Consider the following 26,139-nt stretch of genomic DNA (forward strand, 5'->3'; position numbering starts at 1 on the left):
GAGTGCACTCGGGGTCGCCCATCGGGCCTATCGACGGCACTCAGTGCCGCCAACTTGCTCATCCTGCCCCCTCTCCTCCCCTTCCGGAAGAGCTCTGTGACCTTTGCGACTCGTTTGATCGATCATTTTTTTCACACAGGTCGAGAGGTTTCACCGGAAGGTCTCCGGGTCAGGAGCCCGCCAGCCGGAAGTCGAGCGCCGTGCAGCGCCTGCCCGCCGACACCGTGCGCACCGCCTGCCCGATCGCCCTGCGGGAGCCGACGAGCACGACCAGCTTCTTGGCCCGGGTGACCGCCGTGTACAGCAGGTTCCGCTGGAGCATCATCCAGGCGCCGGTCGTCACGGGGATCACCACCGCCGGGTACTCGCTGCCCTGGGAACGGTGGATGGTCACCGCGTAGGCGTGGGCCAGCTCGTCCAGTTCGTCGAACTCGTACGGGACCTCCTCGTCCTCGTCCGTCAGCACGGTGAGGCGCTGCTCCACCGGGTCGAGCGAGGTGACGACGCCCACGGTGCCGTTGAAGACGCCGTTCTCGCCCTTCTCGTAATTGTTGCGGATCTGGGTGACCTTGTCGCCGACGCGGAAGACCCGGCCGCCGAACCGCTTCTCCGGCACGTCCGGGCGCCCCGGGGTGACGGCCTGCTGGAGGAGCCCGTTCAGCGTGCCGGCGCCGGCGGGCCCGCGGTGCATGGGGGCGAGGACCTGCACGTCCCGGCGCGGGTCCAGCCCGAACTTGGCGGGGATGCGCCGCGCGGCGACGTCGACGGTGAGCCGTCCCGCTTCCTCCGTCTCGTCCTCGACGAAGAGGAAGAAGTCCTTCATGCCGTCGGTGAGCGGGTGCTGTCCGGCGTTGATCCGGTGCGCGTTCGTCACGACGCCCGACTGCTGGGCCTGCCGGAAGACACGGGTGAGGCGGACGGCGGGGACGGGGCTGCCGTCGGCGAGCAGGTCCCGCAGCACCTCCCCGGCGCCGACGCTGGGCAGTTGGTCGACGTCCCCGACGAAGAGCAGGTGCGCGCCGGGGGCCACGGCCTTGACCAGCTTGTTGGCGAGGAGGAGGTCGAGCATGGAGGCTTCGTCGACGACGACGAGGTCGGCGTCGAGCGGCCGGTCCCGGTCGTAGGCGGCGTCACCGCCGGGCTTGAGCTCCAGCAGGCGGTGCACGGTGGAGGCCTCGGCGCCGGTCAGCTCCGCGAGGCGCTTGGCGGCCCGCCCGGTCGGCGCGGCGAGCACCACCTTCGCCTTCTTCGCGCGGGCCAGCTCGACGATGGACCGGACGGTGAAGGACTTGCCGCAGCCCGGCCCGCCGGTGAGGACGGCGACCTTCTCGGTGAGGGCGAGCTTGACGGCGGCCTCCTGCTCGGGGGCGAGGTCGGCGCCGGTACGGCCCTTCAGCCACCCGAGGGCCTTGTCCCAGGCCACGTCCCCGAACCCCGGCATCCGGTCCTCGCCGGTGCGCAGGAGGCGCAGCAGCTGGGCGGAGAGGGCCAGCTCGGCGCGGTGGAAGGGGACGAGGTAGACGGCGGTGACGGGGTCGCCGCCCTGCGGGTCGGGGACCTTCTCGCGTACGACGCCGGGGTCCTCGCCCTCCTCGGGCTCGGCGGCCAGCTCGGCGAGGCACTCGATGACGAGCCCGGTGTCCACCTGGAGCAGCTTCACCGCGTCGGCGATCAGCTTCTCCTCGGGGAGGTAGCAGTGCCCCTGGTCGGTGGCCTGTGACAGGGCGTACTGCAGCCCCGCCTTCACCCGGTCCGGGCTGTCGTGCGGGATCCCGACCGACTGGGCGATCTTGTCGGCGGTGAGGAAGCCGATGCCCCACACGTCGGCGGCGAGGCGGTAGGGCTGGTTCTTGACGACGGAGATCGACGCGTCGCCGTACTTCTTGTAGATCCGCACCGCGATCGACGTCGACACCTCGACGGTCTGGAGGAAGAGCATGACCTCCTTGATCGCTTTCTGCTCCTCCCACGCGTCGGCGATCTTCTTGGTCCGCTTGGGGCCGAGGCCGGGCACCTCGATGAGCCGCTTCGGCTCCTCCTCGATGATCTGGAGCGTGTCCACGCCGAAGTGCTGTGTGATGCGGTCGGCGAAGACCGGCCCGATGCCCTTGACCAGGCCGGAGCCGAGGTAGCGCCGGATGCCCTGGACCGTGGCCGGGAGCACGGTCGTGTAGTTCTCGACGTGGAACTGCTTGCCGTACTGGGGGTGGGACCCCCAGCGGCCCTCCATGCGCAGGGACTCGCCGGCCTGCGCGCCGAGCAGCGCGCCGACGACGGTGAGCAGGTCGCCGGCGCCTCTGCCGGTGTCGACGCGGGCGACCGTGTAGCCGTTCTCCTCGTTGGCGTACGTGATGCGCTCCAGGACGCCTTCGAGGGTGGCGAGGCGGCGTTCGCCGGGGGCGGCGTCGGACTGGTTGGGCATGGTCCGACGGTACCGGTGGGGTGTGACAGCGGGGGCGGTGCCGTCAGGGGTTGGCGTACATCGTGACGCGGGCCGGGGCGAAGCGGCGGGCCACGAGATCGTCCTCGCTGATCGCCCAGTACATGGTGACGTGCTCCAGGTTGTAAATGCCGGCGTGCCACTGGGCCAGGAGCGCCCAGTCCTCGCGCCGTGACCCGTCCGCCCCGGCGGCGTACGCGCACTGCCTCACCGGGTCGCCCCACCCCTCGGCGTCCAGGGCGTACCCGCCGATCTGCAGTTGGGGGCCCTTGTACCAGTAGCCGTCGGCCCGCACGTCCGACCACACCCCGCGCAGTTCCGCGGCCCGGGGATGCTTGTCGAGGAGGGGATCACCGCCGAAGCTCCCGTAGTCGGGCAGGGAGACGTCGTACTTCACGCGCAGCTCACCACGGAGCTCGCCGTCGAAGTCGATACCGCCCAACTCGTCGTCCGGCTCGTAGTGGTACTCCACCTTCCGCTCCTCGACCACGGTGCCGGCCGGGACGTACACCGCGTGACCGCTGGTACAGGAGTCGTCCTCGCTCGCCTCCAGTGCGGGCCAGGCGAACAGCAGCAGACGGCCGTCGGCCGGCAGCGGAAGGTTCGTCGCGCCCTCGGGCAGGGCCGCGAGGTCGAGGGTCGCGACGAGGTGCTGGAACCCGGGCGCGTCGGACGGCTCGTCGGACAGGTGGTCGAGCGGCTCGTCGTACAGCCGTGGGAAGGCGACGTCGGGCGGCAGCATCACCGGGCTGCCGAAGTGCCCCACGACCGGGCCCTCCACGTCCGACGCCAGTACCAGGCAGGGCCGCGCCAGCCCCAGCCAGCGCTCCACGTCGGCGGCGGGTATGCCGTGCGCGAGCGCCGCGTCGCGGAAGCGGTCCAGCTTCGCCCGTGCCTCGGGGTTCCAGACGGCGGTTGCCGTGTGCTTGCCCACCGGGGGTCCGACGCGCCTTCGCCCCGCCTCGTGAGGGGCCGTCCTCCCCCGGTAGCCGACGGTGGGACCGTGCTCGTCGCGCAGGACACCGGAGAACTCGTGGCCGGCGGTGTTCCGGTCGCCGTTCCTCTTCGTCACCAACTGCACGCCCTGGAGCTGGATCTCGCGCACGCCCTCCGCGTTGGCGGTGATGTCCAGCCGGTAGCGGGAGTACGGTGCCGTGGCGGTGGTGGTGAACTCCCGTGCCAGGAAACGCTCGGAGAACATCTCCCCGGACCGCCGGTCGACGGTCGTCCAGGTGCGTCCGTCCTGGGACCCCCGCAGCACCCAGTCCTTCGGGTCCCGCGAGCAGTGGTCGTTGGCGGACGTCAGCGTGTAGGCCGTGACAGCGGCCGGCTCGGGCAGGAAGAAGTCCAGCGTCGCGGTGGACGAGAACGTCAGCCACTTGCCCGCGCCGGCGTCGAGCAGGTTGGCGGCGACCTCGCCGGCGCTCCGGTGCTCGCCGCTGGCCGCGACCCGGGTGACGGGGACGGGCGTGCCGATGAGTTCGGCCTCGTCCTGGGTGAGCAGTTCCACCCGGTTCAGCTGGGTCTCGGGCTGCCGTCCCCAGTTGCGGCCGATGTCGAGGCGGTACAGCGGGTACGGCGTCGAGTTGGCCACGGTGTACTCACGCACCTGGTGGCGCTGTGGAAAGGCCTGGTCCAGGCGCGCGTCGAGGGTGATCCAGGTGTGTCCGTCCACGGATCCCCGCAGCCGCCAGTCGCGGGGGTCGCGGTCGCGGTAGTCGTTCGCCGCGGTGAGCCGGTAGGCCGTGACGGCGGTGGGCTCGGGCAGGAAGAAGTCCAGCGTCGCGGTGGACTCGAACGCCAGCCACTTGCCCGGGCCGGCGTCGAGCAGGTGGGCGGCGACCTCACCGGCCCTGCGGTTCTCCGCGCCGGCCACGACCTTCGTGACCGCCACCGGAACGGTGCCGCGGGCGGCGGGGGGTGCGGTCCGCCGCAGCGCCAGAGACGCGAAGGTGCCCCGCCGGTCCCGCCAGGTGACCCGCTCGACCGCGCCCCGGCCGTCGTCCAGCAGCAGGCGCAGCCGGCCCTCGTCCGTGCCGTGGCCGCCGTCGCCGTCCCGGTCCTCCTCGGTGACGAAGACACGCACTCGGTCCTCCCCCGCCCCTTCGAGGTCCGGCCGGTGCTCACGCTCGACGCCGCGGTAGTCCTCCGACGAGCCGTCGGCGGAGCGCCGGTGTCCGCGGAAGGCCGTCATGCCCTCGTCGAACGCGACCACCGCCTCCGCTCCGCCGTCGGAGCGCCAGGCCAGCTCCGCCAGTTCGGACGGCTCCCCACGGTCGAGGTGGACCACCAGCTGCGGGGCCTTCCGCCACTGGCCTCCGACCCGCACCTCGGTGTCATAGACGGCAACCGGCACGCCGGTGGGCTTGGAGGCGGAGCGGGTCGGTCGGGAACCGGGCCGAACGGGCATGGGGTACTCCAGTGGGACGTCGACAGTTCGCCCACTCCGTACCGTCCGGCCGGGGCGGCCGGCGGACGGGGTGGTGCGAGGCACTCTCACACAGGGGTCCGACAATCAGGGACGGGGCGGCCGCGTCTTGAGGGCTTCGAGGAAGGGGACGAAGACCTGCGCGGGGAAGGTGAGGGTGGCGCGGGACGGGGCCTTGGTGTCGCGGACGGCGACGCGGGTGGGTGAGTTCGCGATCTCCACGCACTCATTGCCGTCACCCGGGCCCGAGTAGGACGACTTCCGCCAGTTGTCCATGGGGTTCCTACAGCTCCTTCGCCAGACGGTGGATGAAATCACGTGACTGTCCAGGGTCGAGTGACGCGGCCTCCACCTTATGGAAACTTGTTCGGTAGGTGTTGAGCTGAGCCTCGGAATCAATGAAGGCCGAGCCGTGCAACGCGTCGCGGACCACGGTGTCCAGCTTGGGCACGGAACCGCCCAGGTACGTCATCGTGCTGGAGGCTCTGGCGAAACCGTCCAGGTCGAAGGGGACGACGCGCACGGTGATGTGGTCCGCTTCCGACAGCTCCAGGAGTCGCGTGAGCTGGGACCTCGAGGTGGCACGATCGCTGACCCTGATGCGGAGTGCCGCCTCGTGGAGCACCGTTTCGTAGGGGACGGTGAGCTTCTGCCGCGCCTTGCGGTGCTGGATGCGCAACTCCGTCTCCTCGGCCGTCAGTTCAGGCAACCGGGCGGAGAAGACGGCACGCGAGTAATCCTCGGTCTGGAGCAGGCCCGGCACGTACAGGATCGCCACGTGGCGGATGAACCGAGCGTGGTGCTCCAGCTCGGACAGGTCCAGGAACGACGTGGGCAGACGGCCCCGATACTCCTCCCACCAACCGTGGGTCCGGTCGTTGGCCATCGCCACGAGAGCGTCGATGAACTCCTCGTCGGTACAGGCGTAGTGAGAGGCGAGGCGGCGAGTCCGCTGCTCGCTCACCCCCGCGAGCGCTGACTCGATATGGGTGATCTGGGCGGGAGCCACACCGAGCAGCGCGGCCGCCTGACGGGAGTTGAGACCCGCAGCCTCACGGAGTCTGCGCAGTTCAGTGGCCAGCCGCAGCTGGCGTGCCGTCGGTTCGCGCCTCTTCACCATCGACTGGCCCCTCCCGCGCCTCTGTTGATGCGACCCGTTCGGCGTCAGATTACGCGATCGACTTGCCGCGTCCCTATATTTAGATCTACTTTCGGTGACGCGACGCACACGCTGCGGCACCGGGCGACCGGAAGTGCACCGCCCCGTCCTGCCATGACGGGCGCGGCAGAGACACCGGGCCCGCATTCAACTCCCGCCCTGAATTGGAGCCTCGCATGCCCGAAAACGAATCCTGGGAGTACTCCCTCTACATCCCCAACGACCTGCGCGCCGTCACCGTAAGTCGCCGCACCCTCCGCCTGATCCTCACCATGCACGGCCTGATCCGCCTCGTCGATGTCGCCGAACTGCTGGCGACGGAGCTGGTGTCCAACGCCGTACAGCACACGAAGGGGCCCGCCGCCCTGCGTGTGTGCTGGTCGCCGCCGGGCACGTTGCGGATCGGGGCGTGGGACGCGGACCCCGAGCCGCCGGAGCCGCCGAGGCCGTTCGGACGGGTGGAGGAGCTGGAGGAGGGGCGCGGGCTGGCCCTGGTCCGGGCGTGCGCCGACGTGTGGGGCTGGCATCCACTGGCCCGGCACGGCAACCGGGGCAAGTACGTGTGGTGCGAGCTGACCGCCGCCTGACCCCACCCGCGCACACCCCATCAGCGCGAGGACGTTCACAGCCATCCGTCCACCACCCGCTCACATGAGCGGGCCGCGAACAACGCAAGCAAATCGTTCACGGCTGGGACGGAGGGAGCGGACCGGGCGCCCCGAGCGCCCGCGGCTGCCGCCGGTGGTCAGCCCGTTATGGAGAAGAAGATCGTGTCCTGGGTGTACCAGTCGATGTTCTTCGTGGAGTACTCCCACTCCTCGTGCTCGAACTCGAGCTTCTCGATCACCTCCCGGACGTCGTACCGGAGGCTTTCGTCCATCCGGTCCAGGACCGCGCGGTAGGCGTCCGCCGCCGGCTTCGCCTTGGCCAGCGGGAACATGCCGATGTGCGGCCCGTCCACGGGGTACGGGATGGAGAAGGGGATCTCTTCCGGCGGCCCGGAGAAGAGGTGGTCGTGCAGCAGGAGATCGGCACTCACGCCCAGCCGGCGCAGCTCCTCGTCGACCAGCCCGAAGAAGGTGGACGGCTTGGAGTACACACCCAGCTCGGCGGGGTCGGAGGCGTTCCGGTCGATGATGTGCTGGAGGGCGTGGTAGTAGGCGCCCGCCGCGTACTCGGCTTTCGAACTCGCGTGGCCGGCCACCAGGTGCTCGAGCGCGTCGGGTATGGACAGGCCCAGGTCGATGCCCTGGTGGTCCAGGTCGCGTTGGCGCTCCCGCGCCTTCTCACGCATGATGCCGAGACGACGCTGCTGATCGTGCGTCAGTTCGTCGGCGGCGCCCAGGAAAGCGAGGACGTCGGCCTTGTCGGCCGTGCTGTACGAGATGATCCGGCTCATGATCGTCATCCTGTCAGCCGCCACTGACAACGGCGTGCGGCCCGCGACCGGAGAGGCGAACGGCCGGAGCGCCGCGAACGGTCAGAGCACGGCGAACGGTCAGAGCACGGCGAACAGTCCCGCCAGCGGGTCGGGCGTGCGGGCCGGGTCCAGGGCCTCGATGAGGACGCGGCCGTAGTGGATCTTGCGGCCCTTCTTCGTGCCGAAGAAACGGCGCAGCTGCTGCGGTGCGGGGCGGCCCTGCTGGGCGGGCTGGCGGAGGAAGGTCTGGAGGGGGCGCAGGTCACCCTCCGCCTCGATGAGCGCCGTCACCCGTGGCACGCCCAGCGCGCGGATGAGCTCGTCCTCCAGGTCGGCCGTGCAGACGAACAGGTCGCGCCGGGCCGCGTTCGCCCGGTCCAGGGCGCGGACGTAGTAGCCGCGCTCCCGCTCGTCGCACAGGCCCGTCAGGCGGAGGTCCAGGCCGGACGGTCCGAGGAGAGCGGCGAAGCGGCCGACGCTCATCGCGCCGCCCATCGGGAGGACGCAGATCCCCTCCGCCGCCAGGTCCCGGCCGTGGTGGGCGGCCAGCGCGTCGACCGCCGCCGCGTCGCTCGGCCCTTCGAGCAGCACCGCCGTCCGGACGGTCAGGCGCCCGGCCAGTTCGTGCGCGGGTCCGCCGGGGCCACCGGCCGCCCACGCCGTGACCGCGTCCCGGAACGATGCCATGTCCGCCATGGGACGAGTCTCCGCCCACGCAGGCCGCCGCGGTAGCGAATATCGACGCCCCGTTCGACCCGTTTGACATGCACCCCATTGGCTGCCTAACGTAATAGGCAGCCAATGGGCTGCATGTCGGAGGGGCTGAGATGGCGGAAATGGACGAGGTCTTCAAGGCGCTGGCCGACAGCAGCCGACGGCGGCTGCTGGACAGCCTGAACGCGCGCAACGGGCAGAGCCTGCGCGAGCTGTGCTCCGGGCTGGACATGGCCCGGCAGTCGGTCAGCAAACATCTGGCGCTGCTGGAGGCGGCCAACCTGGTCACCACCGTCCGGCGGGGCCGGGAGAAGCTGCACTACCTCAACGCCGAACCGGTCAACGCCATCGCCGAACGCTGGATCAGCCGCTACGACCACGAGCGGGTGCGCGCACTCGCCGATCTCAAGCACGCGCTGGAGGACACCACCATGGACAGCAACGCGTTCGTGTACACGACCTACATCAGGACCACGCCGGAGAAGCTGTGGCAGGGCCTGACCGACCCGGCCTTCACCAGCCGCTACTGGGGCCTGGAGTTCGCCACCGACTGGAAGGCGGGGTCGCCCATGGTCTGGCGGCAGGGGGGTGCGGAGACCGCCGGCCCCGGACAGGCCGTGCTCGAGTCCGACCCGTACCGGCGCCTGTCCTACACCTGGCACACCTTCACGCCCGAGTGGGCGAAGGCCAACGGCATCGACGACGAGACGCTCGCCAGGCTGGCCGCCGAGCAGCGGTCGAAGGTGACGTTCGAGATCGAGGACCTCGGCGGGACGGTGAAACTGACCGTCGTCCACGACGGGTTCCAGCCCGGCAGCACGGCGCGCGAGATGGTCCAGCACGGCTGGCCGGCCCTCCTCTCCAGCCTCAAGACGCTGCTGGAGACGGGCGACACGCTTCCGGACCCGGCCTAGCCGGGCGACCGCCTAGCCGGGCGACCGCCCAACCGGGCGACCGCCGGGCCGGGCGCCCGCCGGCCACGCGGTCAGCGGCGCAGGGCCGTCTCCCGGCGCATGTGCGACAGCTTCTCCGGGTTGCGCACCGCGTAGAGCCCGGTGACGCGGCCGTCGTCGAAGCGCAGCGCCAGCACGGTGTCGAGTTCGCCGTCGAGGTGGACGACCAGGGCCGGGTAGCCGTTGACCTGGGCCGGTTCCAGCGACAGCCTGGCGGCCTGCCTGAGCATCCCCCCGACCATGAAGCGGGCCACCTTGCCGGCCCCCGTGACGGGCCGCAGGACGGCCTGCTTGATGCCGCCGCCGTCGCCCAGCAGGACGACGTCCGGCGCGAGGATGTCGAGCAGGCCCTGCAGGTCGCCCGTCTCGACCGCCCGCTGGAACGCGGCGAGCGCGTCCCGGCTCTCGGCGGGGGAGACGACCCCGCGCGGGCGGCGCGCCGCGACGTGCGCGCGTGCCCGGTGCGCGGTCTGGCGGACCGCGGCCGGGCTCTTGCCGACGGCCTCGGCGATCTCGTCGTAGCCGAGGTCGAACACCTCGCGCAGTACGAACACCGCGCGCTCGGTCGGCGTGAGCGTCTCCAGGACCAGCATCATCGCCATGGAGACGCTGTCGGCCAGTTCGACGTCCTCGGCCACGTCCGGCGCGGTGAGCAGCGGCTCGGGCAGCCAGGAGCCGACGTAGGACTCCTTGCGGCGGCCGAGCGTACGCAGCCGGCTCAGTGCCTGCCGGGTGGTGATGCGGACCAGGTACGCGCGCCGGTCGCGCACCGTGCCGAGATCGACTCCCGCCCAGCGCAGCCAGGCCTCCTGGAGGACGTCCTCGGCGTCGGCGGCCGAGCCGAGCATCTCGTAGGCGACGGTGAAGAGCAGGTTGCGGTGGGCGACGAAGGCCTCGGTGGCCGGGTCCGTGCGTCCGCCGCCGCTGCCGTCCCTGCCGCCGCCACCGTCGCTGCCTACGTCGCCGACACCGTCGCTGCCGGCGTCGCTGCCACTGTCGCTACCGCCGACGGGCCGCCCGGTCGTGCCGTCCGGCTCGCGTCCGCTGTTCCCGCTCGTCACCAGCTGCTCCCGCATCTTCGCCTCCGACGGTGTCATGCGCACAGGACGCCGGTCGCCGCCGCTCTGTGACACCCGCCGGCGGTGGCTCACGTCACACCGGCGCCCCGTCACAGGGTTCGGGCCGCCGGCGTCTTGTGTTCGTCAGTGAGGCACCGAGAGTGAGGACGAGGTCATGGAAGCCCGATTCAACCTGTTCGAGAACGAGTTCGGCAGCAGGTTCGCCAAGCGGTTCGCGGGCGCAGGCATGCTGGTCCACGAGTCGCCGCTGCCGAAGTCCACGCAGGAGCTGGTGTCGCTGCGGGCCAGCCAGATCAACGGCTGCGGCCACTGCATCGACATGCACGTCAAGGAGGCCGCGGCCGCCGGGGAGAGCGCGGTCCGGCTCCACCTGGTCGCCGCCTGGCGCGAGTCCACCGTGTTCACCGAGGCCGAGCGGGCCGCGCTGGCACTCGCAGAGGAGGGCACCCGGCTCGCCGACGCCCACCGGGGCGTGTCCGACGAGACCTGGGCCCAGGTGCGCAAGCACTACGACGACGACCAGACCGCCGCGCTGGTCTCCCTGGTGGCGCTGATCAACGCGGCCAACCGGCTCGCCGTGATCACGCATCAGCGGGGCGGCTCCTACGAGGCGGGCATGTTCACCGCCGCGCTCGCCGACTGAGCCGGCCGGCCGTCGCGTCCGGCCCGGCCCGGGGTCCTCCGACCCGGGGCCGGGCCGCCACATGTCCGGCGGCGGACGCGCGACGCCCGCCGGGTCACGATTGGGTTTCGGCACACCCGCACCCTCTTGCCATCCAGCCGTGTAATCGTTTCCAATCCTCCGTGTAATCGATTCCACAAGGAGGTGGAACGGCGATGGCGAGCATCGGCATCAAGGACGTCGCCGCCGAGGCGGGCGTGTCCGTCGCGACGGTCTCGCGCGTCCTCAACGGCCATCCGTCCGTCAGCCCGAGCGCGCGCACCCGTGTGCTGGCCGCCGTCGAGACGCTGGGCTACCGCCCGAACGCCGTCGCCCGGTCACTGCGCACGGACCAGACCCGCACCCTCGGCCTGGTCATCAGCGACGTCATGAACCCGTACTTCACCGAGCTGGCCCGTTCCGTCGAGGAGGAGGCCCGCGCGCTCGGCTACAGCGTCATCATCGGCAACGCCGACGAGCGGCCCGACCTCCAGGACCACCACGTCACGACGCTGCTGGACCGGCGTATCGACGGGCTGCTCGTCTCCCCCACCGACGGCGGCTCGCCCGGCATGCTGGCGGCCGCGCGGGCCGGGACGCCGATGGTGTTCGTCGACCGCTGGATCCCCGGCGTCGACGTGCCCGTCGTGCGGTCGGACGGGCGGGCCGCCGTACGGGACCTCGTGGCCCACCTGCACGGGCTCGGGCACCGCCGCCTCGCGATCATCGCCGGGCCGGCCGCCACCACGACCGGACGCGAGCGCGTCGACGCCTTCCGCGAGGCGCTCGGCGCGTACGGGCTCCCCCTGCCCGACGCCTACATCGGCCAGGGCGACTTCCAGGCCGACAGCGGGCGCCGGGTCACCGAGGGCTTCCTCGACCTGCCCGAGCCGCCCGAGGTCGTCTTCGCCGCCGACAACCTGATGGCGCTCGGCGCGCTGGACGCCGTACGGGCGCGCGGGCTGCGGGTCCCCGAGGACATCGCGCTCGCCGCGTTCGACGACATCCGCTGGTTCGTGCACACCGATCCGCCCGTCACCGCGATCGCCCAGCCCACCGGCGACCTCGGGCGGGCCGCCGTGCGCGCGCTGGTCGACCGCATCGAGGGCCGGACGGGCGAGTCCGTCACCCTGCCGGCCCGGCTCGTCGTCCGCCGCTCGTGCGGCGAGCAGAGCGGTCCCCCACTGTCCCCCTCCCCCGTACGAAGGAGTACGCCGTGAGCAGCCGCAGTCCGGACGAGTTGCTGCGCATCGAGGGCATCCGCAAGACCTTCCCCGGTGTGGTCGCGCTCGACAGCGTCGACTTCGACCTGCGCCGGGGCGAGGTGCACGTGCTCCTCGGTGAGAACGGCGCGGGCAAGAGCACCCTCATCAAGATGCTCTCCGGCGCCTACACGCCCGACGCCGGGCGGATCCTGGCCGGTGGCGAGGAGGTGCGCATCCACGGTGCGCAGGACTCCGAGCGCCTCGGGATCGCCACCATCTACCAGGAGTTCAACCTCGTCCCCGATCTGACGGTCGCCGAGAACATCTTCCTGGGGCGCCAGCCGCGCCGCCTGGGGATGATCGACCGGAAGAAGATGAACGCGGACGCCGAGGTGCTGCTGAAGCGGGTCGGCGTGAACGTGTCCCCGCGGGCCCGGGTGCGTGAACTCGGCATCGCCCGGCTCCAGATGGTGGAGATCGCCAAGGCGCTCAGCCTGGACGCGCGCGTGCTCATCATGGACGAGCCGACCGCCGTACTGACCTCCGAGGAGGTCGAGAAGCTGTTCGCCATCGTGCGGAAGCTGCGCGAGGACGGTGTCGGCATCGTCTTCATCACCCACCACCTGGAGGAGATCGCCGCCCTCGGCGACCGGGTCACCGTCATCCGGGACGGACGGAGCGTCGGGCAGGTGCCCGCCTCCACGCCCGAGGACGAGCTCGTACGGCTCATGGTCGGCCGGTCGATCGAGCAGCAGTACCCGCGCGAACGCGCCGACACCGGCGAGGCACTGCTCAAGGTCGAGGGGCTGACCCGCGACGGCGTCTTCCACGACGTCTGTTTCGAGGTGCGCGCCGGTGAGGTCGTCGGCATCGCGGGCCTCGTCGGCGCCGGGCGGACGGAGGTCGTCCGTGCCGTGTTCGGCGCCGACCCCTACGACGCCGGGACCGTGCACGTCGCGGGCGACCGGCTCCGCCGCCACGACGTGAACGCCGCCATGGCGGCCGGTATCGGGCTCGTCCCCGAGGACCGCAAGGGGCAGGGGCTCGTCCTCGACGCCTCCGTCGAGGAGAACCTCGGTCTCGTCACCCTGCGCTCCACCTCCCGCGCGGGACTCGTCGACCTCAAGGGGCAGCACGAGTCGGCGGAACGGATCGCCGGGCAGCTCGGCGTGCGGATGGCCGGTCTCGGTCAGCACGTGCGCACGCTCTCCGGCGGCAACCAGCAGAAGGTCGTCATCGGCAAGTGGCTGCTGGCCGACACCAAGGTGCTGATCCTCGACGAGCCGACGCGCGGCATCGACGTCGGCGCCAAGGTCGAGATCTACCAGCTGATCAACGAACTCACCGCGGCCGGCGCCGCCGTCCTGATGATCTCCAGCGACCTGCCCGAGGTGCTCGGCATGAGCGACCGGGTGCTGGTGATGGCGCAGGGCCGGATCGCGGGCGAACTCCCCGCCGACCGGGCGACCCAGGACGCCGTGATGGCCCTCGCCGTCAGCACGCCCCACGGCGACACCCCTCACGGTGACACCCCCGACACCGACACCCCCGACAGCAACACGTCGCGCAGCGACACCCCCCACAGCGACGGAACGGAGGCCTCCCGTGGCCACTGACACGCTCAAGAGCAAGCCGGGCGCGCAGGGCGCCACGGGCGGCCTGCGCCGCCTGTTGCTCGACAACGGCGCGCTGACCGCGCTGATCGTCCTCGTCATCGCCATGTCGGCGCTGTCCGGGGACTTCCTGACCGCCGACAACCTGCTGAACGTCGGCGTCCAAGCCGCCGTCACGGCGATCCTCGCCTTCGGCGTCACCTTCGTCATCGTCTCCGCGGGCATCGACCTGTCGGTCGGCTCGGTCGCCGCGCTGTCGGCGACCGTACTGGCCTGGAGCGCGACCGAGGCCGGGATGCCCGTCGTGCTCGCGGTGCTGCTGTCCGTCGCGACGGGCATCGCGTGCGGCCTGGTGAACGGCTTCCTCATCTCGTACGGGAAGCTGCCGCCGTTCATCGCGACGCTCGCCATGCTGTCGGTCGGGCGCGGTCTGTCGCTGGTCATCTCGCAGGGCTCGCCGATCGCCTTCCCGGACTCCGTCTCGCACCTGGGCGACACCCTCGGCGGGTGGCTGCCGGTACCGGTGCTCGTGATGATCGTGATGGGGCTGATCACGGCCTTCGTCCTCGGCCGGACCTACATCGGCCGCTCCATGTACGCCATCGGCGGCAACGAGGAGGCCGCGCGCCTGTCCGGCCTGCGCGTGAAGCGGCAGAAGCTCGCCATCTACGCCTTCTCCGGACTGTTCGCCGCCGCCGCGGGCATCGTGCTCGCCTCCCGGCTCTCCTCCGCACAGCCGCAGGCCGCGCAGGGCTACGAACTGGACGCCATCGCCGCCGTCGTCATCGGCGGCGCCTCGCTCGCGGGCGGCACCGGCAAGGCGTCGGGCACGCTGATCGGCGCGCTGATCCTCGCGGTGCTGCGCAACGGCCTCAACCTGCTGTCCGTCTCCGCGTTCTGGCAGCAGGTCGTCATCGGTGTCGTCATCGCGCTCGCGGTGCTGCTGGACACGCTGCGCCGCAAGGCGGGGGCGACCGCTCCGGCGGCCGGGGCCGGCGGGGGCGGCAAGGGCAAGCAGGCACTGACGTACCTGATCGCGGCCGTCGTCGCGGTGGCCGTCGTCGGCGCGACCTCGCTGCTGCACAACGGCTCCTCGGACGGGAAGACGCGCAAGGTCGGCCTGTCGCTGTCCACGCTCAACAACCCGTTCTTCGTGCAGATCAGGGACGGCGCCGAGGAGCAGGCGAAGAAGGCGGGCGTGGACCTGACGGTCACCGACGCGCAGAACGACGCCTCCCAGCAGGCCAACCAGTTGCAGAACTTCACCAGCGAGGGCCTGTCCTCGATCATCGTCAACCCGGTGGACTCCGACGCGGCCGGTCCCGCGGTGCGCGGCGCGAACAAGGACGACATCCCCGTCATCGCCGTGGACCGCGGCGTCAACGACGCGAAGGCGGCCGCGCTGGTCGCCTCCGACAACGTCGAGGGCGGTGAGCTGGGCGCCAAGGCACTCGCCGAGAAGCTGGGCGGCGAGGGCACCATCGTCATCCTCCAGGGCCAGGCCGGCACGTCCGCCAGCCGGGAGCGCGGGGCGGGCTTCGCGGCCGGCCTGAAGGAGTACCCGGGCATCAAGGTCGTCGCCAAGCAGCCCGCGGACTTCGACCGCACCAAGGGCCTGGACGTGATGACCAACCTGCTCCAGGCACACCCCGACATCGACGGCGTCTTCGCGGAGAACGACGAGATGGCGCTCGGCGCGATCAAGGCACTGGGCTCCAAGGCCGGCAAGTCGGTCCAGGTCGTCGGCTTCGACGGCACCCCGGACGGACTGAAGGCGGTGCGGGAGGGCACGTTGTTCGCGTCCGTCGCGCAGCAGCCGAAGGAACTGGGCAGGATCGCCGTGCAGAACGCGCTGCGCGCGGCCGACGGCGAGAAGGTGGACACAATGGTGAAGGTGCCGGTGAAGGTGGTCACCAAGGAGAACGTGGCCGGCTTCGAGGGCTGACACGCAGCACCAGGGCGCGGGTCGGGGGGCGTACGGGCGGGCGGTCGCGTCGGCCGTACGCCCGCCCTCCTCACTCGGATTCATGCGGTACTCGGATTCATGCGGATCGGGGAGCGATTCATGTACGACTACGACCTCCTGGTCGTGGGGTCGGCCAACGCCGACCTCGTGATCGGCGTCGAGCGGCGGCCGGGTGCCGGCGAGACGGTGCTCGGCACCGACCTGGCCGTCCACCCGGGCGGCAAGGGCGCGAACCAGGCGGTCGCCGCCGCCCGCCTCGGCGCCCGTACGGCGCTGCTGGCCCGGGTCGGCGACGACGACTACGGCCGGCTGCTGCTGGACTCGCAGCGGGCGGCCGGTGTCGACACGGTCGGCGTGCTGGTGGGCGGGGCGCCGACCGGCGTCGCGCTGATCACCGTCGACCCGTCCGGCGACAACAGCATCGTCGTCTCGCCGGGCGCGAACGGCCGGCTGGCACCGGGGGACGTCCGCGCCGCCGCGAGCCTCTTCCACGCCTCCCGCGTGGTCTCCACGCAGTTGGAGATCCCGCTGGAGACGGTCGTGGAGGTGGTCCGGAGCCTGGCACCGGACAGCCGGTTCGTGCTGAACCCGTCACCGCCGCGCCCGCTCCCGCCGGAGGTGCTGGCAGCCTGCGACCCGCTGATCGTCAACGAGCACGAGGCGAAGGTCATCCTCGGCGACTCCTGCGTGAGCGAACGCCCCGAGGACTGGGCCCGCATCCTGCTGGCCAAGGGGCCGCGCTCGGTGGTGGTGACCCTGGGCGCCGAGGGCGCGCTGGTGGCGTCCTCGTCCGAGGGTGTCTCCCGCGTCCCCTCCGTGAAGGTGGACGCCGTGGACACGACGGGCGCGGGCGACGCGTTCACCGCGGCGCTGGCCTGGCGGCTCGGCACGGGCGAGTCGCTCACCGAGGCGGCGGCGTACGCGGCGCGGGTCGGCGCGGCGGCCGTCACCAAGGCGGGGGCGCAGGCTTCGTACCCGACGGCGGCCCAGGCGGAGGCGCTGTGAAGAAGGCCGGGATACTCAACCGCCACCTCGCCGGGGCCCTGGCCGGACTCGGCCACGGCGACGGGGTCCTGGTGTGCGACGCGGGCATGCCCATCCCCGACGGCCCGCGCGTCGTCGACCTGGCCTTTCGCGCCGGGGTGCCGTCCTTCGCCGAGGTCCTGGACGGCCTGCTGGCCGAGCTGGTGATCGAGGGCGCCACCGCGGCGACGGAGGTGCGGGAGGCCAACGAGGAGGCCGCCGCGCTGCTCGACCGGCACTTCCCCGCCCTCGGGCTCGTCCCGCACGAGCGGCTCAAGGAACTCTCCGCGGGCGCGCGGCTGGTGGTGCGGACCGGGGAGGCCCGGCCGTACGCGAACGTACTGCTGCGCTGCGGGGTCTTCTTCTGAGGACCGGCCGGCGCGTGCCGAAGAGCTTCGAGGGGACCCGGTCGACCGGGTCCCCTCGGGTTTCCCCACCCCGTTCAGAACCCCGTGATTCCCCCCCGGGTCCCCCACAGGGGTTCTGATGCCGAGTACGACCCGCCGGGCGTCGAAACGGTTGCACGGGTCGCCGGGATTTATTTCTCCGTGCCCGCGTCACCCGCGCCGACCGCGTCCCCCGCGTGGGCGGCGAACCGTGCCGCCGTCTCGGCGAGTACCTCCCGTCCGTCCCGTGCCCACAGCCCCTCGTTGAACAGCTCGACCTCGATCGCGCCGGTGTAGCCGGCCGCCTCCACGTACGCCTTCCACTCCCGCATGTCGATCGCGCCGTCGCCGATCTGGCCGCGGCCGTTGAGGACGCCCTCGGGCAGGGGGGTGGTCCAGTCGGCGAGCTGGAAGGTGTGGATGCGGCCCGTCGCGCCCGCCCGCGCGATCTGTTCCGGTGCCCGGTCGTCCCACCAGACGTGGTACGTGTCGACGGTGACGCCGACCTGGTGGGCCGGGAAGCGTTCGGCGATGTCCAGGGCCTGGGTGAGGGTGGAGACCACGCAGCGGTCGGAGGCGTACATGGGGTGGAGCGGCTCGATGGCGAGGCGGACGCCGTGCTCCTCGGCGTAGGGGGCCAGTTCCGCGAGCGCGTCCGCGATGCGTTCGCGGGCCGCGCCCAGGTCCTTGCTGCCCGCCGGGAGGCCGCCCGAGACGAGGACCAGGGTGTCGGTGCCGAGGGTGGCGGCCTCGTCGACGGCGCGGCGGTTGTCGGCCAGGGCCTTCGCGCGTTCGTCCGCGTCCGTCGCCGTGAGGAAGCCGCCGCGGCACAGGGTGGTGACGGTCAGGCCCGCGTCGCGGACCAGTTTCGCCGCCGCCTCGACGCCGTACGCCTGGACGGGTTCGCGCCACAGGCCGACGTTGCCGACGCCCAGTTCGCGGCAGGCGTCGGTCAGTTCGGGCAGCGTCAGCTGCTTGACCGTCATCTGGTTGATGCTGAAACGGGTCAGGTCGGGTGCCGTGTCGCTCACTGGTCCACTCCGTACAGGTTCAGCAGGGTCCGCATGCGCTCCTGGGCCAGCTTCGGGTCCGGGAACAGGCCTAGGCCGTCGGCGAGTTCGTAGGCGCGGGCGAGGTGCGGCAGGGAGCGGGCCGACTGGAGGCCGCCGACCATCGTGAAGTGGCTCTGGTGGCCGGCCAGCCAGGCCAGGAACACCACGCCCGTCTTGTAGAAGCGGGTGGGGGCCTGGAAGAGGTGCCGGGAGAGTTCGACGGTGGGGTCGAGGAGGGCGCGGAAGCCCTCCGTGTTCCCCGTGTCCAGGACGCGGACCGCCTCGGCCGCCAGCGGGCCCAGCGGGTCGAAGATGCCGAGCAGGGCGTGGCTGAAGCCCTGCTCGTCGCCGGCGATCAGCTCGGGGTAGTTGAAGTCGTCGCCGGTGTAGCAGCGCACGCCCTGCGGGAGGCGGCGGCGCAGGTCGATCTCGCGCTGGGCGTCGAGGAGGGAGACCTTGATGCCGTCGACCTTGTCGGGGTGGGCGGCGATGACCTCCAGGAAGGTGTCGGTCGCCGCGTCGAGGTCCGCCGACCCCCAGTAGCCCTCCAGGGCGGGGTCGAACATCGGGCCGAGCCAGTGCAGGACGACCGGTTCGGCGGCCTGGCGCAGGAGGTGGCCGTAGACCTCCAGGTAGTCGTCCGGGCCCTGCGCCGTCGCGGCCAGCGCGCGGGAGGCCATCAGGATGGCCTGGGCGCCCGACTCCTCGACGACGGCGAGCTGTTCCTCGTAGGCCGCCCGGACCTCGGCGAGCGTGCCGGCGGTGAGCTGGTCGGTGCCGACGCCGCAGGCGATGCGGCCGCCGCACGTCTTCGCCTCGGCGGCGGACCGGCGGATGAGCTCGGCCGCGCCGGCCCAGTCCAGGCCCATGCCGCGCTGGGCGGTGTCCATCGCCTCGGCGACGCCGAGTCCGTGGGACCACAGGTGGCGGCGGAAGGCGAGGGTGGCGTCCCAGTCGACGGCGGCGGGGCCGTCGGGCGTGGTGTCCGCGTACGGGTCGGCGACGACGTGCGCCGCCGAGAACACCGTACGGGACGTGAAAGCGCTTTCTGGGGTGACGATGAGGGGTTCGGCGCGGGGCTCGTAGGCGCGCGTGGTGCCGTTCGCGTCCGGCAGGTGCAGGGTCACAGCGAGACCTCCGGGACGTCGAGGCGGCGGCCCTCGGCCGACGACTTCAGGCCCAGCTCGGCGAGCTGGACGCCGCGGGCGCCGGCCAGCAGGTCCCAGTGGTAGGGGGCGTCGGCGTAGACGTGGCGCAGGAACAGCTCCCACTGGGCCTTGAAGCCGTTGTCGAAGTCGCCGTTGTCCGGGACCTCCTGCCACTGGTCGCGGAAGACCTCGGTGGCGGGGATGTCCGGGTTCCAGACCGGCTTGGGGGTGGCGGAGCGGTGCTGGACCCGGCAGTTGCGCAGGCCGGCCACCGCGGAGCCCTCGGTGCCGTCGACCTGGAACTCGACGAGCTCGTCCCGGTTGACGCGGACCGCCCAGGAGGAGTTGATCTGGGCGATCGCACCGCCGTCGAGCTCGAAGACGCCGTAGGCGGCGTCGTCGGCGGTGGCGTCGTACGGCTTGCCGTTCTCGTCCCAGCGCTGCGGGATGTGGGTGGCGGTGAGGGCCTGGACGGACTTCACCCGGCCGAACAGCTCGTGCAGGACGTACTCCCAGTGCGGGAACATGTCGACGACGATGCCGCCGCCGTCCTCCGCGCGGTAGTTCCAGGAGGGGCGCTGGGCGTCCTGCCAGTCGCCCTCGAAGACCCAGTAGCCGAACTCGCCGCGCACGGACAGGATGCGGCCGAAGAAGCCGCCGTCTATGAGGCGCTTGAGCTTGAGCAGGCCGGGGAGGAAGAGCTTGTCCTGGACGACGCCGTGCTTGATGCCGGCGTCGTTGGCCAGGCGGGCGAGTTCCAGGGCGCCGTCCAGGCCGGTGGCGGTGGGCTTCTCGGTGTAGATGTGCTTGCCCGCTGCGATCGCCTTCCTGATCGCCTCCTCGCGGGCCGAGGTCACCTGGGCGTCGAAGTAGATGTCGACGCTGTCGTCGGCGAGGACCGCGTCCACGTCCGTCGAGACGTGCTCCAGACCGTGCCGCTCGGCCAGCGCCCGCAGCGCGTGCTCGCGGCGGCCGACCAGGATCGGCTCCGGCCACAGCACGGTGCCGTCGCCGAGGTCGAGACCGCCCTGTTCACGGAGGGCCAGGATGGAGCGGACGAGGTGCTGGCGGTAGCCCATGCGCCCGGTCACACCGTTCATGGCGATACGCACCGTCTTGCGTGTCACGTCATTCCCTTCGTACGAGCCGTACAGCGAGCGAGAGCGATCGATACGGCCGGCGATGCGGCGAGCGGTACGGCAACGCAGTACAGCAAGCGCTTTCTATGTATGAGGAAGCTAGCCTGTGGACGGTGGTCCGGACAAGACCGTGTCTCGGGCGAGTTGTTCGAGGGGGCGAACGGGGGCGGGGCGGTGCCCGTAAGGTCACCTGGACGGCTGAGACGGACCTGGACGGCTGCGACGGCCGAGATGGCACTTGGACGGCCGAGACGGCTGAAACGGCACTTGGACGGCGCTTGAACGGCCGAGACGGGCGTTCGGGACACGCGCGATGCGGAGGACGAGGACATGACGGTGACACTGGCGGACGTGGCGGCCCGCGCCCAGGTCTCCCCCGCGACGGTGTCGCGCGTGCTGAACGGGAACTATCCCGTGGCCGCCTCCACCCGGGCGCGGGTGCTGAAGGCGGTCGACGACCTGGACTACGTCCTCAACGGGCCCGCGAGCGCGCTCGCGGCGGCGACGTCCGACCTGGTGGGAATCCTGGTCAACGACATCGCCGACCCCTTCTTCGGCATCATGGCCGGCGCGGTCCAGTCCGAGATCGGCGGGCCGGGCGGCAGAGCGGGCGGCGAGAGACTCGCCGTGGTCTGCAACACCGGCGGCGCCCCGGAGCGCGAACTGACCTACCTCACGCTGCTGCAGCGGCAGCGGGCGGCGGCCGTCGTACTGACCGGCGGTGCGATGGAGGACGCGGCGCACCAGGCGGCCGTGGCGGCGAAGCTGCGCAGGCTGGCGGAGGCCGGCACGCGGGTGGTGCTGTGCGGGCGGCCGCCGGCTCCCGGCACGGGGGCCATCGCGCTGACCTTCGACAACCGCGGGGGCGGCCGGGAACTGACCGAGCACCTCATCGGGCTCGGGCACCGGCGGCTCGGCTACATCGCGGGCCCCGAGGAGCGCACCACGACCCGGCACCGGCTGGAGGGGCACCGCGCCGCGCTGGCCGCGCACGGCATCGAGGAGGACCCCCGCTGGACGCTCCACGGCCGCTACGACCGGCAGTCCGGCTACGAGGCCACGCTGGAACTCCTGCGCAGGGACCCGGAGCTGACGGCCGTCGTCGCCGCGAACGACTCCGTCGCGCTGGGCGCGTGCGCGGCGCTGCGCGAGCTGGGGCTGCGGATCCCGGACGACGTGTCCGTGGCCGGCTTCGACGACCTGCCGTTCAGCATCGACGCGGTGCCCGCGCTGACGACGGTGCGGCTGCCGCTCGCGGAGGCGGGGGCGCGGGCCGGCCGCATCGCGATGGGGCGGGAGGAGGCGCCGCCCGGGGGGATCGCCACGGTGCGGGGGGAGTTGATGGTGCGGGGGTCCTCCGGAGGGCCGCGGGGGTAGGTGCCGTGGGGGTAGGTGCCGTGGGTGTCGGGGCGCCCCGCGTCGGTGTGGGCCTCGCTGGGGGCTGCCGCCCCCAGGCCCCCGCTTCGGCCTGAACGGCCTCGTCCTCAAACGCCGGACGGGCTGGTCGGCCTGCGCCGCGCGCCTTCGCAGGTACTGGGACGAACGGGCTGGGTCGGTCTCGGCCACGCCCCTCCGCAAACACAGGACGAAGGAGATAGGGCAGCCCTGCACCCCAGCCCCTCCGCAAACGCTGGGACGAACGGGCTGGGCCGCGGCCTCGGCCACGCCCCTCCGCAAGCACAGGACGAAGGAGATAGGGCAGCCCTGCACCCCAGCCCCTCCGCAAACGCTGGGACGAACGGGCTGGGCGGCCTGGGCGGCGGCGCCCGTCCGTCGGTGCTGGGGCTGCGACACCCGGCCGGTGGGAGGAGTGGCCGGGTCGGGGGCGGGTACGCTCCGTGGGCATGAAGCTGGCGTTCTCCACCCTCGGTGTCCCCGGCCTGCCCCTGACCGACGTCCTGGGGCTCGCGACCGCGCACGGCTACCACGGTGTCGAGTTGCGCGCCCACCCGGAGGAACCGGTCCACCCGGGCCTGACCCGCGGTGAACGGTCCGCGGTGGCCGAGGCGTTCAAGGCGGCGGGCGTGGAGCTGCTGGGCCTCGCGGGGTACGCGCGGGTCGCCGCGCCGGGCGACGACGACGCCGTGATCGCCGAGATCCGCACCCTGCTCGACCTGGCCCGCGACCTGGGCGCCCCGTACGTCCGGGTCTTCCCCGGCGGCGGTACGGAGCAGAGCCCGGAGGAGGCCGACGCGACGGCCGCCCGGCGGCTGGGCACGGCCGCCGAGTACGCGGCCGAGCTCGGCGTGCGCATCCTCCTGGAGACCCACGACTCGCACCGCACCGGGGCCGACGCGATGCGCGTCCTCGGCCTGGTCGGGCACCGCCGGGTCGGCGCCCTGTGGGACGTGATGCACACCTGGCTGGGCGGCGAGCAGCCCGCGGAGAGCTACCTGGCCCTCGCCCCGCACCTCGGCTACGTCCAGGTCAAGGACATCGCCTCCCCCGACGACACCACGCCGCTGCCGCTGGGCGCCGGTGTGCTGCCGCTCACCGAGGTGGTGGACGTGCTCTCCCGGCACGGCTGGGACGGCTGGCTGTGCTGGGAGTACGAGAAGCGGTGGTACGAGTCGGCCGCCCCGCTGCCGGAGTTGCTGGACGCGGGCCGCGAACACCTCGCCCGGCTGCTCAGCGACGCGGCGTGAGCGTGGCGGCCGAGGCTGAGGCGGAGGCGGAGGCGGAAGCGGGTACCGCCGACCGCACCCGGCGTTCCAGCCGCTCCCGGCACCGCGGCCACTCCGCCGCCGTGACCGAGTAGATCGCGGAGTCGCGCAGCCGGTCCTCCTCGCCCGGCGCCCAGGAGCGGGACCAGTTGCGCAGGACGCCCTCGAAGCGGGCGCCCGTCGACTCGATCGCGGCGCGGGAACGGCTGTTGCGGGCGTCGGTCTTCAGATCGACCCGGGACACCTGCCAGACCTCGAAGGCGTGGCGGAACAGCAGGTACTTGGCCTCGGCGTTCACGCCCGTGCCCTGCGCCGAGCGGGCCAGCCAGGTGAAGCCGACCTCGATCGCGTCGAGGGCGTCGTCCGCCAGCCAGGAGCGGGGTTCCCAGTAGGCGGTGGCGCCGACCGCCCGCCCGGTGGCGAGGGACACCTGCGCGTAGGGCGCCAGCCGTCCCGTGGCCGCCCGGGCCAGCTGGGCGTCGATGTAGGCGCCGACCTCGTCGGCCCTCGGCACCCACGTGTACGCGTAGCTGTCGCGGTCCTCCTCCGCCGCCACCGCCAGGTCGGCCGCGTGCTGCGGGCCCAGCGGTTCCAGTCGGACCAGGGCTCCTTCGAGGGCGGGGCCCTCCAGTGCGAACGTCACCGGGCGGATTCTTCCGCCGGTGCGGGACGCCGTCCAACGAATTCCTGGCGGGCCGGCACGCCGTCCGGCAAGCGCCCCCTGGACGTCCCTCGACGTTCGCGGCGTCCTCGGCCGCCCCCGCCGCTCCCGTCGTCTCCGTCGTCCCCGTCGCTCCCGCCGTCTCCGTAGCCCCACGGCCCCCGTACGCCCCGACTTGGAGAATCCCCTCCCGACCGGGAACCCCTCCCCGGCCCCGGTCGTCCAATCCGCACGCTGCCGGACGAGTCTTCGCGGTGCGGTGTCGGCCTCGCTGCTGGCTGCGATCGCTGACCACCCTCTCCATCCGTACCGCGGCCGGCAGCCCGCCGCCGTCGGCGCGCCCCCCTCCCTAGCGCCGACGGCGGCCCCACCGGCTCGGTCTTCACCGCTTCGGACGACTCCTGTGCGCTCCCTTGACTGGCAGAAACTTCCCGGATATTGGTGACTCCTTGGAAGTTTCCTTCAGCAGCTCTCCAGCGATTCCCCAGCGGATCACTCCGGAAGGAGCGCACGTGCACCACAGCAGCACGGCCGGCCCGGGAAGCACCGCACACCCCTCCAGACGTACCGTCCTCACCGCCACCGCGGTCGTCACCGCGGCTCTGGCGGCCGGCGGCGGCACCGCGTACGCCGACGCCGCCCGCGGGCCCGGCGACGACAAGCTCCGCGCCCTCGTCTCGCGCATGACGCTGGAGGAGAAGGTCGGTCAGCTCTTCGTCATGCGGGTCTACGGCCACTCCGCCACCGACCCGGACCAGGCCGACATCGACGCCAACCTCGAGGAGATCGGCGTCCGCACCGCGGCCGAGCTGGTCGCCAAGTACCGGGTCGGCGGGATCATCTACTTCGCCTGGGCGCACAACACCCGCGACCCGCACCAGATCGCCGGCCTGTCCAACGGCATCCAGAAGGCGTCGCTGGGGCTGCCGCGCGGCCTGCCGGTGCTCATCTCCACCGACCAGGAGTACGGCATCGTGGCCCGGGTGGGCGAGCCCGCGACCCTCTTCCCGGGCGCGATGGCCGTCGGTGCGGGCGGGTCGCGTTCCGACGCCCGCGCCCTCGGCCGGATCGCGGGAGCCGAGCTGCGCGCGATGGGCATCCGGCAGGACTACTCCCCCGTCGCCGACGTGAACGTCAACCCGGCCAACCCCGTGATCGGCGTGCGGTCCTTCGGTGCCGACCCGGAGGCGGTGGCGGGGATGGTGACCGCCGAGGTGACGGGGTACCAGCGGTCCGGGGTCGCCGCGTGCGCCAAGCACTTCCCCGGGCACGGTGACACGGCCACCGACAGCCACACCGGCATTCCGGTCATCACGCACAGCCGCGCGCAGTGGGAGGAGCTGGACGCTCCGCCCTTCCGCGCGGCGGTCGAGGCCGGCATCGACGCGATCATGACCGGCCATCTCATGGTCCCGGCGCTCGACGACTCGGGCGACCCGGCCACCCTCTCCCGCCCCATCCTCACCGGCATACTGCGCGAGGAACTGGGCTTCGACGGGGTCGTGGTCACCGACTCCCTCGGCATGCAGGGCGTACGGACCAAGTACGGCGACGACCGGGTGCCGGTGCTGGCGCTGAAGGCGGGCGTCGACCAGCTGCTCAACCCGCCGGACCTGGACCTCGCCTGGAACGCGGTCCTGACGGCCGTACGGGACGGCGAACTCACCGAGGCCCGGCTCGACGAATCGATCCTGCGCGTGCTGCGGCTGAAGGCGAAACTCGGGCTGTTCCGGGACGCCTACACCAGCCGGCGGGACGTCGACCGCACGGTCGGCACCCGCGGTCACCTGGCCGCGGCCGACCGGATCGCCGAGCGGACCACCACGCTGCTGGTCAACGAGGGGCAGCTGCTCCCGCTGTCCCGGCGGGAGCACCCGAGGGTGCTCGTCGTGGGCGCCGACCCCGCCTCCCCCTCGGGTACGACCGGGCCGCCCACGGGTGTCCTCGCGGACGAGCTGACGCGGTCGGGTTTCACGGCCACCGCCCTGTCCACGGGCACCGCCCCGTCCGCCGCCGTCGTCGACCGGGCGGTCGCGGCGGCCGGGGACGTCGACGCGGTGGTGGTCGCCACGTACAACGTCACGGCGCGCAGCAGTCAGCGCACGCTGGTCGCGCGGCTGCTGGAGACCGGGAAGCCGGTCGTCGCGGTCGCGGTCCGCAATCCGTACGACGTGGCCCACCTCCCGGACGTCCCCGCCCACCTCGCCGCCTACTCCTGGACCGACGTCGAGGTGCGGGCGGCGGCCCGGGTGATCGCCGGGCGGGTACGGCCGCGCGGGAAGCTGCCGGTTCCGGTGGTGCGGGCGGACGACCCGGCGGCGGTGCTGTTCCCCCTCGGGCACGGGCTGTCGTACCGGCCGTAGGGCGTAGCGCGGCCTACGCCACGCGCCGGGGGCGCCCCCGTCACCCGTGCGCAATGCACCCCGCGC

22 protein-coding genes are annotated in these 26,139 nt (G+C 72.3%); 11 read left to right on the forward strand and 11 right to left on the reverse strand.

Annotation, left to right across the window (positions count from 1 at the left end):
• Positions 1-169 precede the first annotated feature (169 nt).
• The 4 genes from recD2 to ACZ7G3_RS06470 all read right to left on the reverse strand — a co-directional run bounded on the left by recD2 (position 170) and on the right by ACZ7G3_RS06470 (position 5,988).
• A complete protein-coding gene (gene recD2 / locus ACZ7G3_RS06455) occupies positions 170-2,422 on the reverse strand; it encodes an SF1B family DNA helicase RecD2 (protein ID WP_470923604.1) in 2,253 nt (750 codons plus the stop codon).
• Positions 2,423-2,465: 43 nt separating this feature from the next.
• Complete coding sequence (locus ACZ7G3_RS06460; protein ID WP_470923606.1) at positions 2,466-4,850, reverse strand: DUF1963 domain-containing protein; 2,385 nt, start codon at positions 4,848-4,850, stop codon at positions 2,466-2,468.
• Between the two features lie 105 nt (positions 4,851-4,955).
• The gene (locus ACZ7G3_RS06465) at positions 4,956-5,144 is read right to left on the reverse strand and encodes a DUF397 domain-containing protein (protein ID WP_470923608.1); all 189 of its coding nucleotides are present in this window, start codon (positions 5,142-5,144) and stop codon (positions 4,956-4,958) included.
• A 7-nt stretch (positions 5,145-5,151) separates the two neighbouring features.
• Entirely contained in the window at positions 5,152-5,988 is an 837-nt protein-coding gene (locus ACZ7G3_RS06470; protein WP_470923610.1) for a helix-turn-helix domain-containing protein, read from the reverse strand.
• A gap of 215 nt (positions 5,989-6,203) precedes the next feature.
• Here ACZ7G3_RS06470 and ACZ7G3_RS06475 point away from each other — a divergent pair, with 215 nt between their 5' ends.
• A complete protein-coding gene (locus ACZ7G3_RS06475) occupies positions 6,204-6,614 on the forward strand; it encodes an ATP-binding protein (RefSeq protein WP_470923612.1) in 411 nt (136 codons plus the stop codon).
• A 158-nt stretch (positions 6,615-6,772) separates the two neighbouring features.
• Here ACZ7G3_RS06475 and ACZ7G3_RS06480 read toward each other — a convergent pair whose 3' ends face one another.
• The gene (locus ACZ7G3_RS06480) at positions 6,773-7,426 is read right to left on the reverse strand and encodes a DUF7691 family protein (protein ID WP_470923614.1); all 654 of its coding nucleotides are present in this window, start codon (positions 7,424-7,426) and stop codon (positions 6,773-6,775) included.
• A 99-nt stretch (positions 7,427-7,525) separates the two neighbouring features.
• Positions 7,526-8,143: a TOPRIM nucleotidyl transferase/hydrolase domain-containing protein gene (locus ACZ7G3_RS06485; protein WP_470923616.1), complete on the reverse strand. Its 618-nt coding sequence runs from the start codon at positions 8,141-8,143 to the stop codon at positions 7,526-7,528.
• Between the two features lie 140 nt (positions 8,144-8,283).
• On the opposite strand from ACZ7G3_RS06485, the gene ACZ7G3_RS06490 reads away from it, so the two are divergent.
• Positions 8,284-9,075, forward strand: a complete 792-nt coding sequence (locus ACZ7G3_RS06490; protein ID WP_470923980.1) for an ArsR/SmtB family transcription factor — start codon at positions 8,284-8,286, stop codon at positions 9,073-9,075.
• 71 nt (positions 9,076-9,146) lie between these two features.
• Here the strand turns inward: ACZ7G3_RS06490 and ACZ7G3_RS06495 are convergent, their stop codons facing one another.
• Positions 9,147-10,211, reverse strand: a complete 1,065-nt coding sequence (locus ACZ7G3_RS06495; protein WP_470923618.1) for an RNA polymerase sigma-70 factor — start codon at positions 10,209-10,211, stop codon at positions 9,147-9,149.
• A gap of 136 nt (positions 10,212-10,347) precedes the next feature.
• Between ACZ7G3_RS06495 and ACZ7G3_RS06500 the strand changes: the two genes are divergently transcribed.
• From ACZ7G3_RS06500 to rbsD, 6 genes are all read left to right on the forward strand, one after another.
• On the forward strand, positions 10,348-10,836 hold the full coding sequence (locus ACZ7G3_RS06500) for a carboxymuconolactone decarboxylase family protein (protein WP_470923620.1): 489 nt from the start codon (positions 10,348-10,350) through the stop codon (positions 10,834-10,836).
• Positions 10,837-11,030: 194 nt separating this feature from the next.
• Positions 11,031-12,074: a LacI family DNA-binding transcriptional regulator gene (locus tag ACZ7G3_RS06505; protein WP_470923622.1), complete on the forward strand. Its 1,044-nt coding sequence runs from the start codon at positions 11,031-11,033 to the stop codon at positions 12,072-12,074.
• Positions 12,071-13,675 (forward strand): sugar ABC transporter ATP-binding protein, encoded by a 1,605-nt coding sequence (locus tag ACZ7G3_RS06510; RefSeq protein ID WP_470923624.1) that lies wholly within the window; start codon positions 12,071-12,073, stop codon positions 13,673-13,675. The genes ACZ7G3_RS06505 and ACZ7G3_RS06510 overlap by 4 nt, the downstream gene beginning before the upstream one ends.
• A complete protein-coding gene (locus tag ACZ7G3_RS06515; RefSeq protein WP_470923626.1) occupies positions 13,665-15,617 on the forward strand; it encodes an ABC transporter permease/substrate-binding protein in 1,953 nt (650 codons plus the stop codon). Before ACZ7G3_RS06510 ends, ACZ7G3_RS06515 begins: the two co-directional genes overlap by 11 nt.
• Positions 15,618-15,737: 120 nt before the next feature.
• On the forward strand, positions 15,738-16,643 hold the full coding sequence (locus tag ACZ7G3_RS06520; RefSeq protein ID WP_470923628.1) for a ribokinase: 906 nt from the start codon (positions 15,738-15,740) through the stop codon (positions 16,641-16,643).
• On the forward strand, positions 16,640-17,029 hold the full coding sequence (gene rbsD / locus ACZ7G3_RS06525; protein WP_470923630.1) for a D-ribose pyranase: 390 nt from the start codon (positions 16,640-16,642) through the stop codon (positions 17,027-17,029). The genes ACZ7G3_RS06520 and rbsD overlap by 4 nt, the downstream gene beginning before the upstream one ends.
• A 170-nt stretch (positions 17,030-17,199) precedes the next feature.
• Here rbsD and ACZ7G3_RS06530 read toward each other — a convergent pair whose 3' ends face one another.
• Genes ACZ7G3_RS06530 through ACZ7G3_RS06540 form a run of 3 tightly spaced genes read right to left on the reverse strand, consistent with a single transcriptional unit; the run spans position 17,200 to position 20,374 of the window.
• Positions 17,200-18,033, reverse strand: a complete 834-nt coding sequence (locus ACZ7G3_RS06530; protein ID WP_470923982.1) for a sugar phosphate isomerase/epimerase family protein — start codon at positions 18,031-18,033, stop codon at positions 17,200-17,202.
• A gap of 41 nt (positions 18,034-18,074) precedes the next feature.
• Positions 18,075-19,226: a dihydrodipicolinate synthase family protein gene (locus ACZ7G3_RS06535; protein WP_470923632.1), complete on the reverse strand. Its 1,152-nt coding sequence runs from the start codon at positions 19,224-19,226 to the stop codon at positions 18,075-18,077.
• Entirely contained in the window at positions 19,223-20,374 is a 1,152-nt protein-coding gene (locus tag ACZ7G3_RS06540) for a Gfo/Idh/MocA family protein (protein ID WP_426602827.1), read from the reverse strand. The genes ACZ7G3_RS06535 and ACZ7G3_RS06540 overlap by 4 nt, the downstream gene beginning before the upstream one ends.
• Before the next feature lie 342 nt (positions 20,375-20,716).
• Between ACZ7G3_RS06540 and ACZ7G3_RS06545 the strand changes: the two genes are divergently transcribed.
• Positions 20,717-21,763, forward strand: coding sequence for a LacI family DNA-binding transcriptional regulator (locus ACZ7G3_RS06545; protein WP_426602829.1), 1,047 nt, complete (start codon positions 20,717-20,719; stop codon positions 21,761-21,763).
• Positions 21,764-22,230: 467 nt separating this feature from the next.
• Entirely contained in the window at positions 22,231-23,031 is an 801-nt protein-coding gene (locus ACZ7G3_RS06550) for a sugar phosphate isomerase/epimerase family protein (protein ID WP_426601466.1), read from the forward strand.
• Here ACZ7G3_RS06550 and ACZ7G3_RS06555 read toward each other — a convergent pair.
• A complete protein-coding gene (locus tag ACZ7G3_RS06555) occupies positions 23,015-23,692 on the reverse strand; it encodes a GNAT family N-acetyltransferase (protein ID WP_470923635.1) in 678 nt (225 codons plus the stop codon). The genes ACZ7G3_RS06550 and ACZ7G3_RS06555 overlap by 17 nt on opposite strands.
• 530 nt (positions 23,693-24,222) lie before the next feature.
• Here ACZ7G3_RS06555 and ACZ7G3_RS06560 point away from each other — a divergent pair.
• Positions 24,223-26,073 carry a glycoside hydrolase family 3 protein gene (locus ACZ7G3_RS06560; RefSeq protein WP_470923637.1) on the forward strand — a complete coding sequence of 617 codons (1,851 nt, stop codon included), beginning with the start codon at positions 24,223-24,225 and terminating at the stop codon, positions 26,071-26,073.
• The last annotated feature ends 66 nt before the right edge of the window (positions 26,074-26,139 follow it).

This window comes from Streptomyces sp. NPDC037271 (assembly GCF_055603605.1).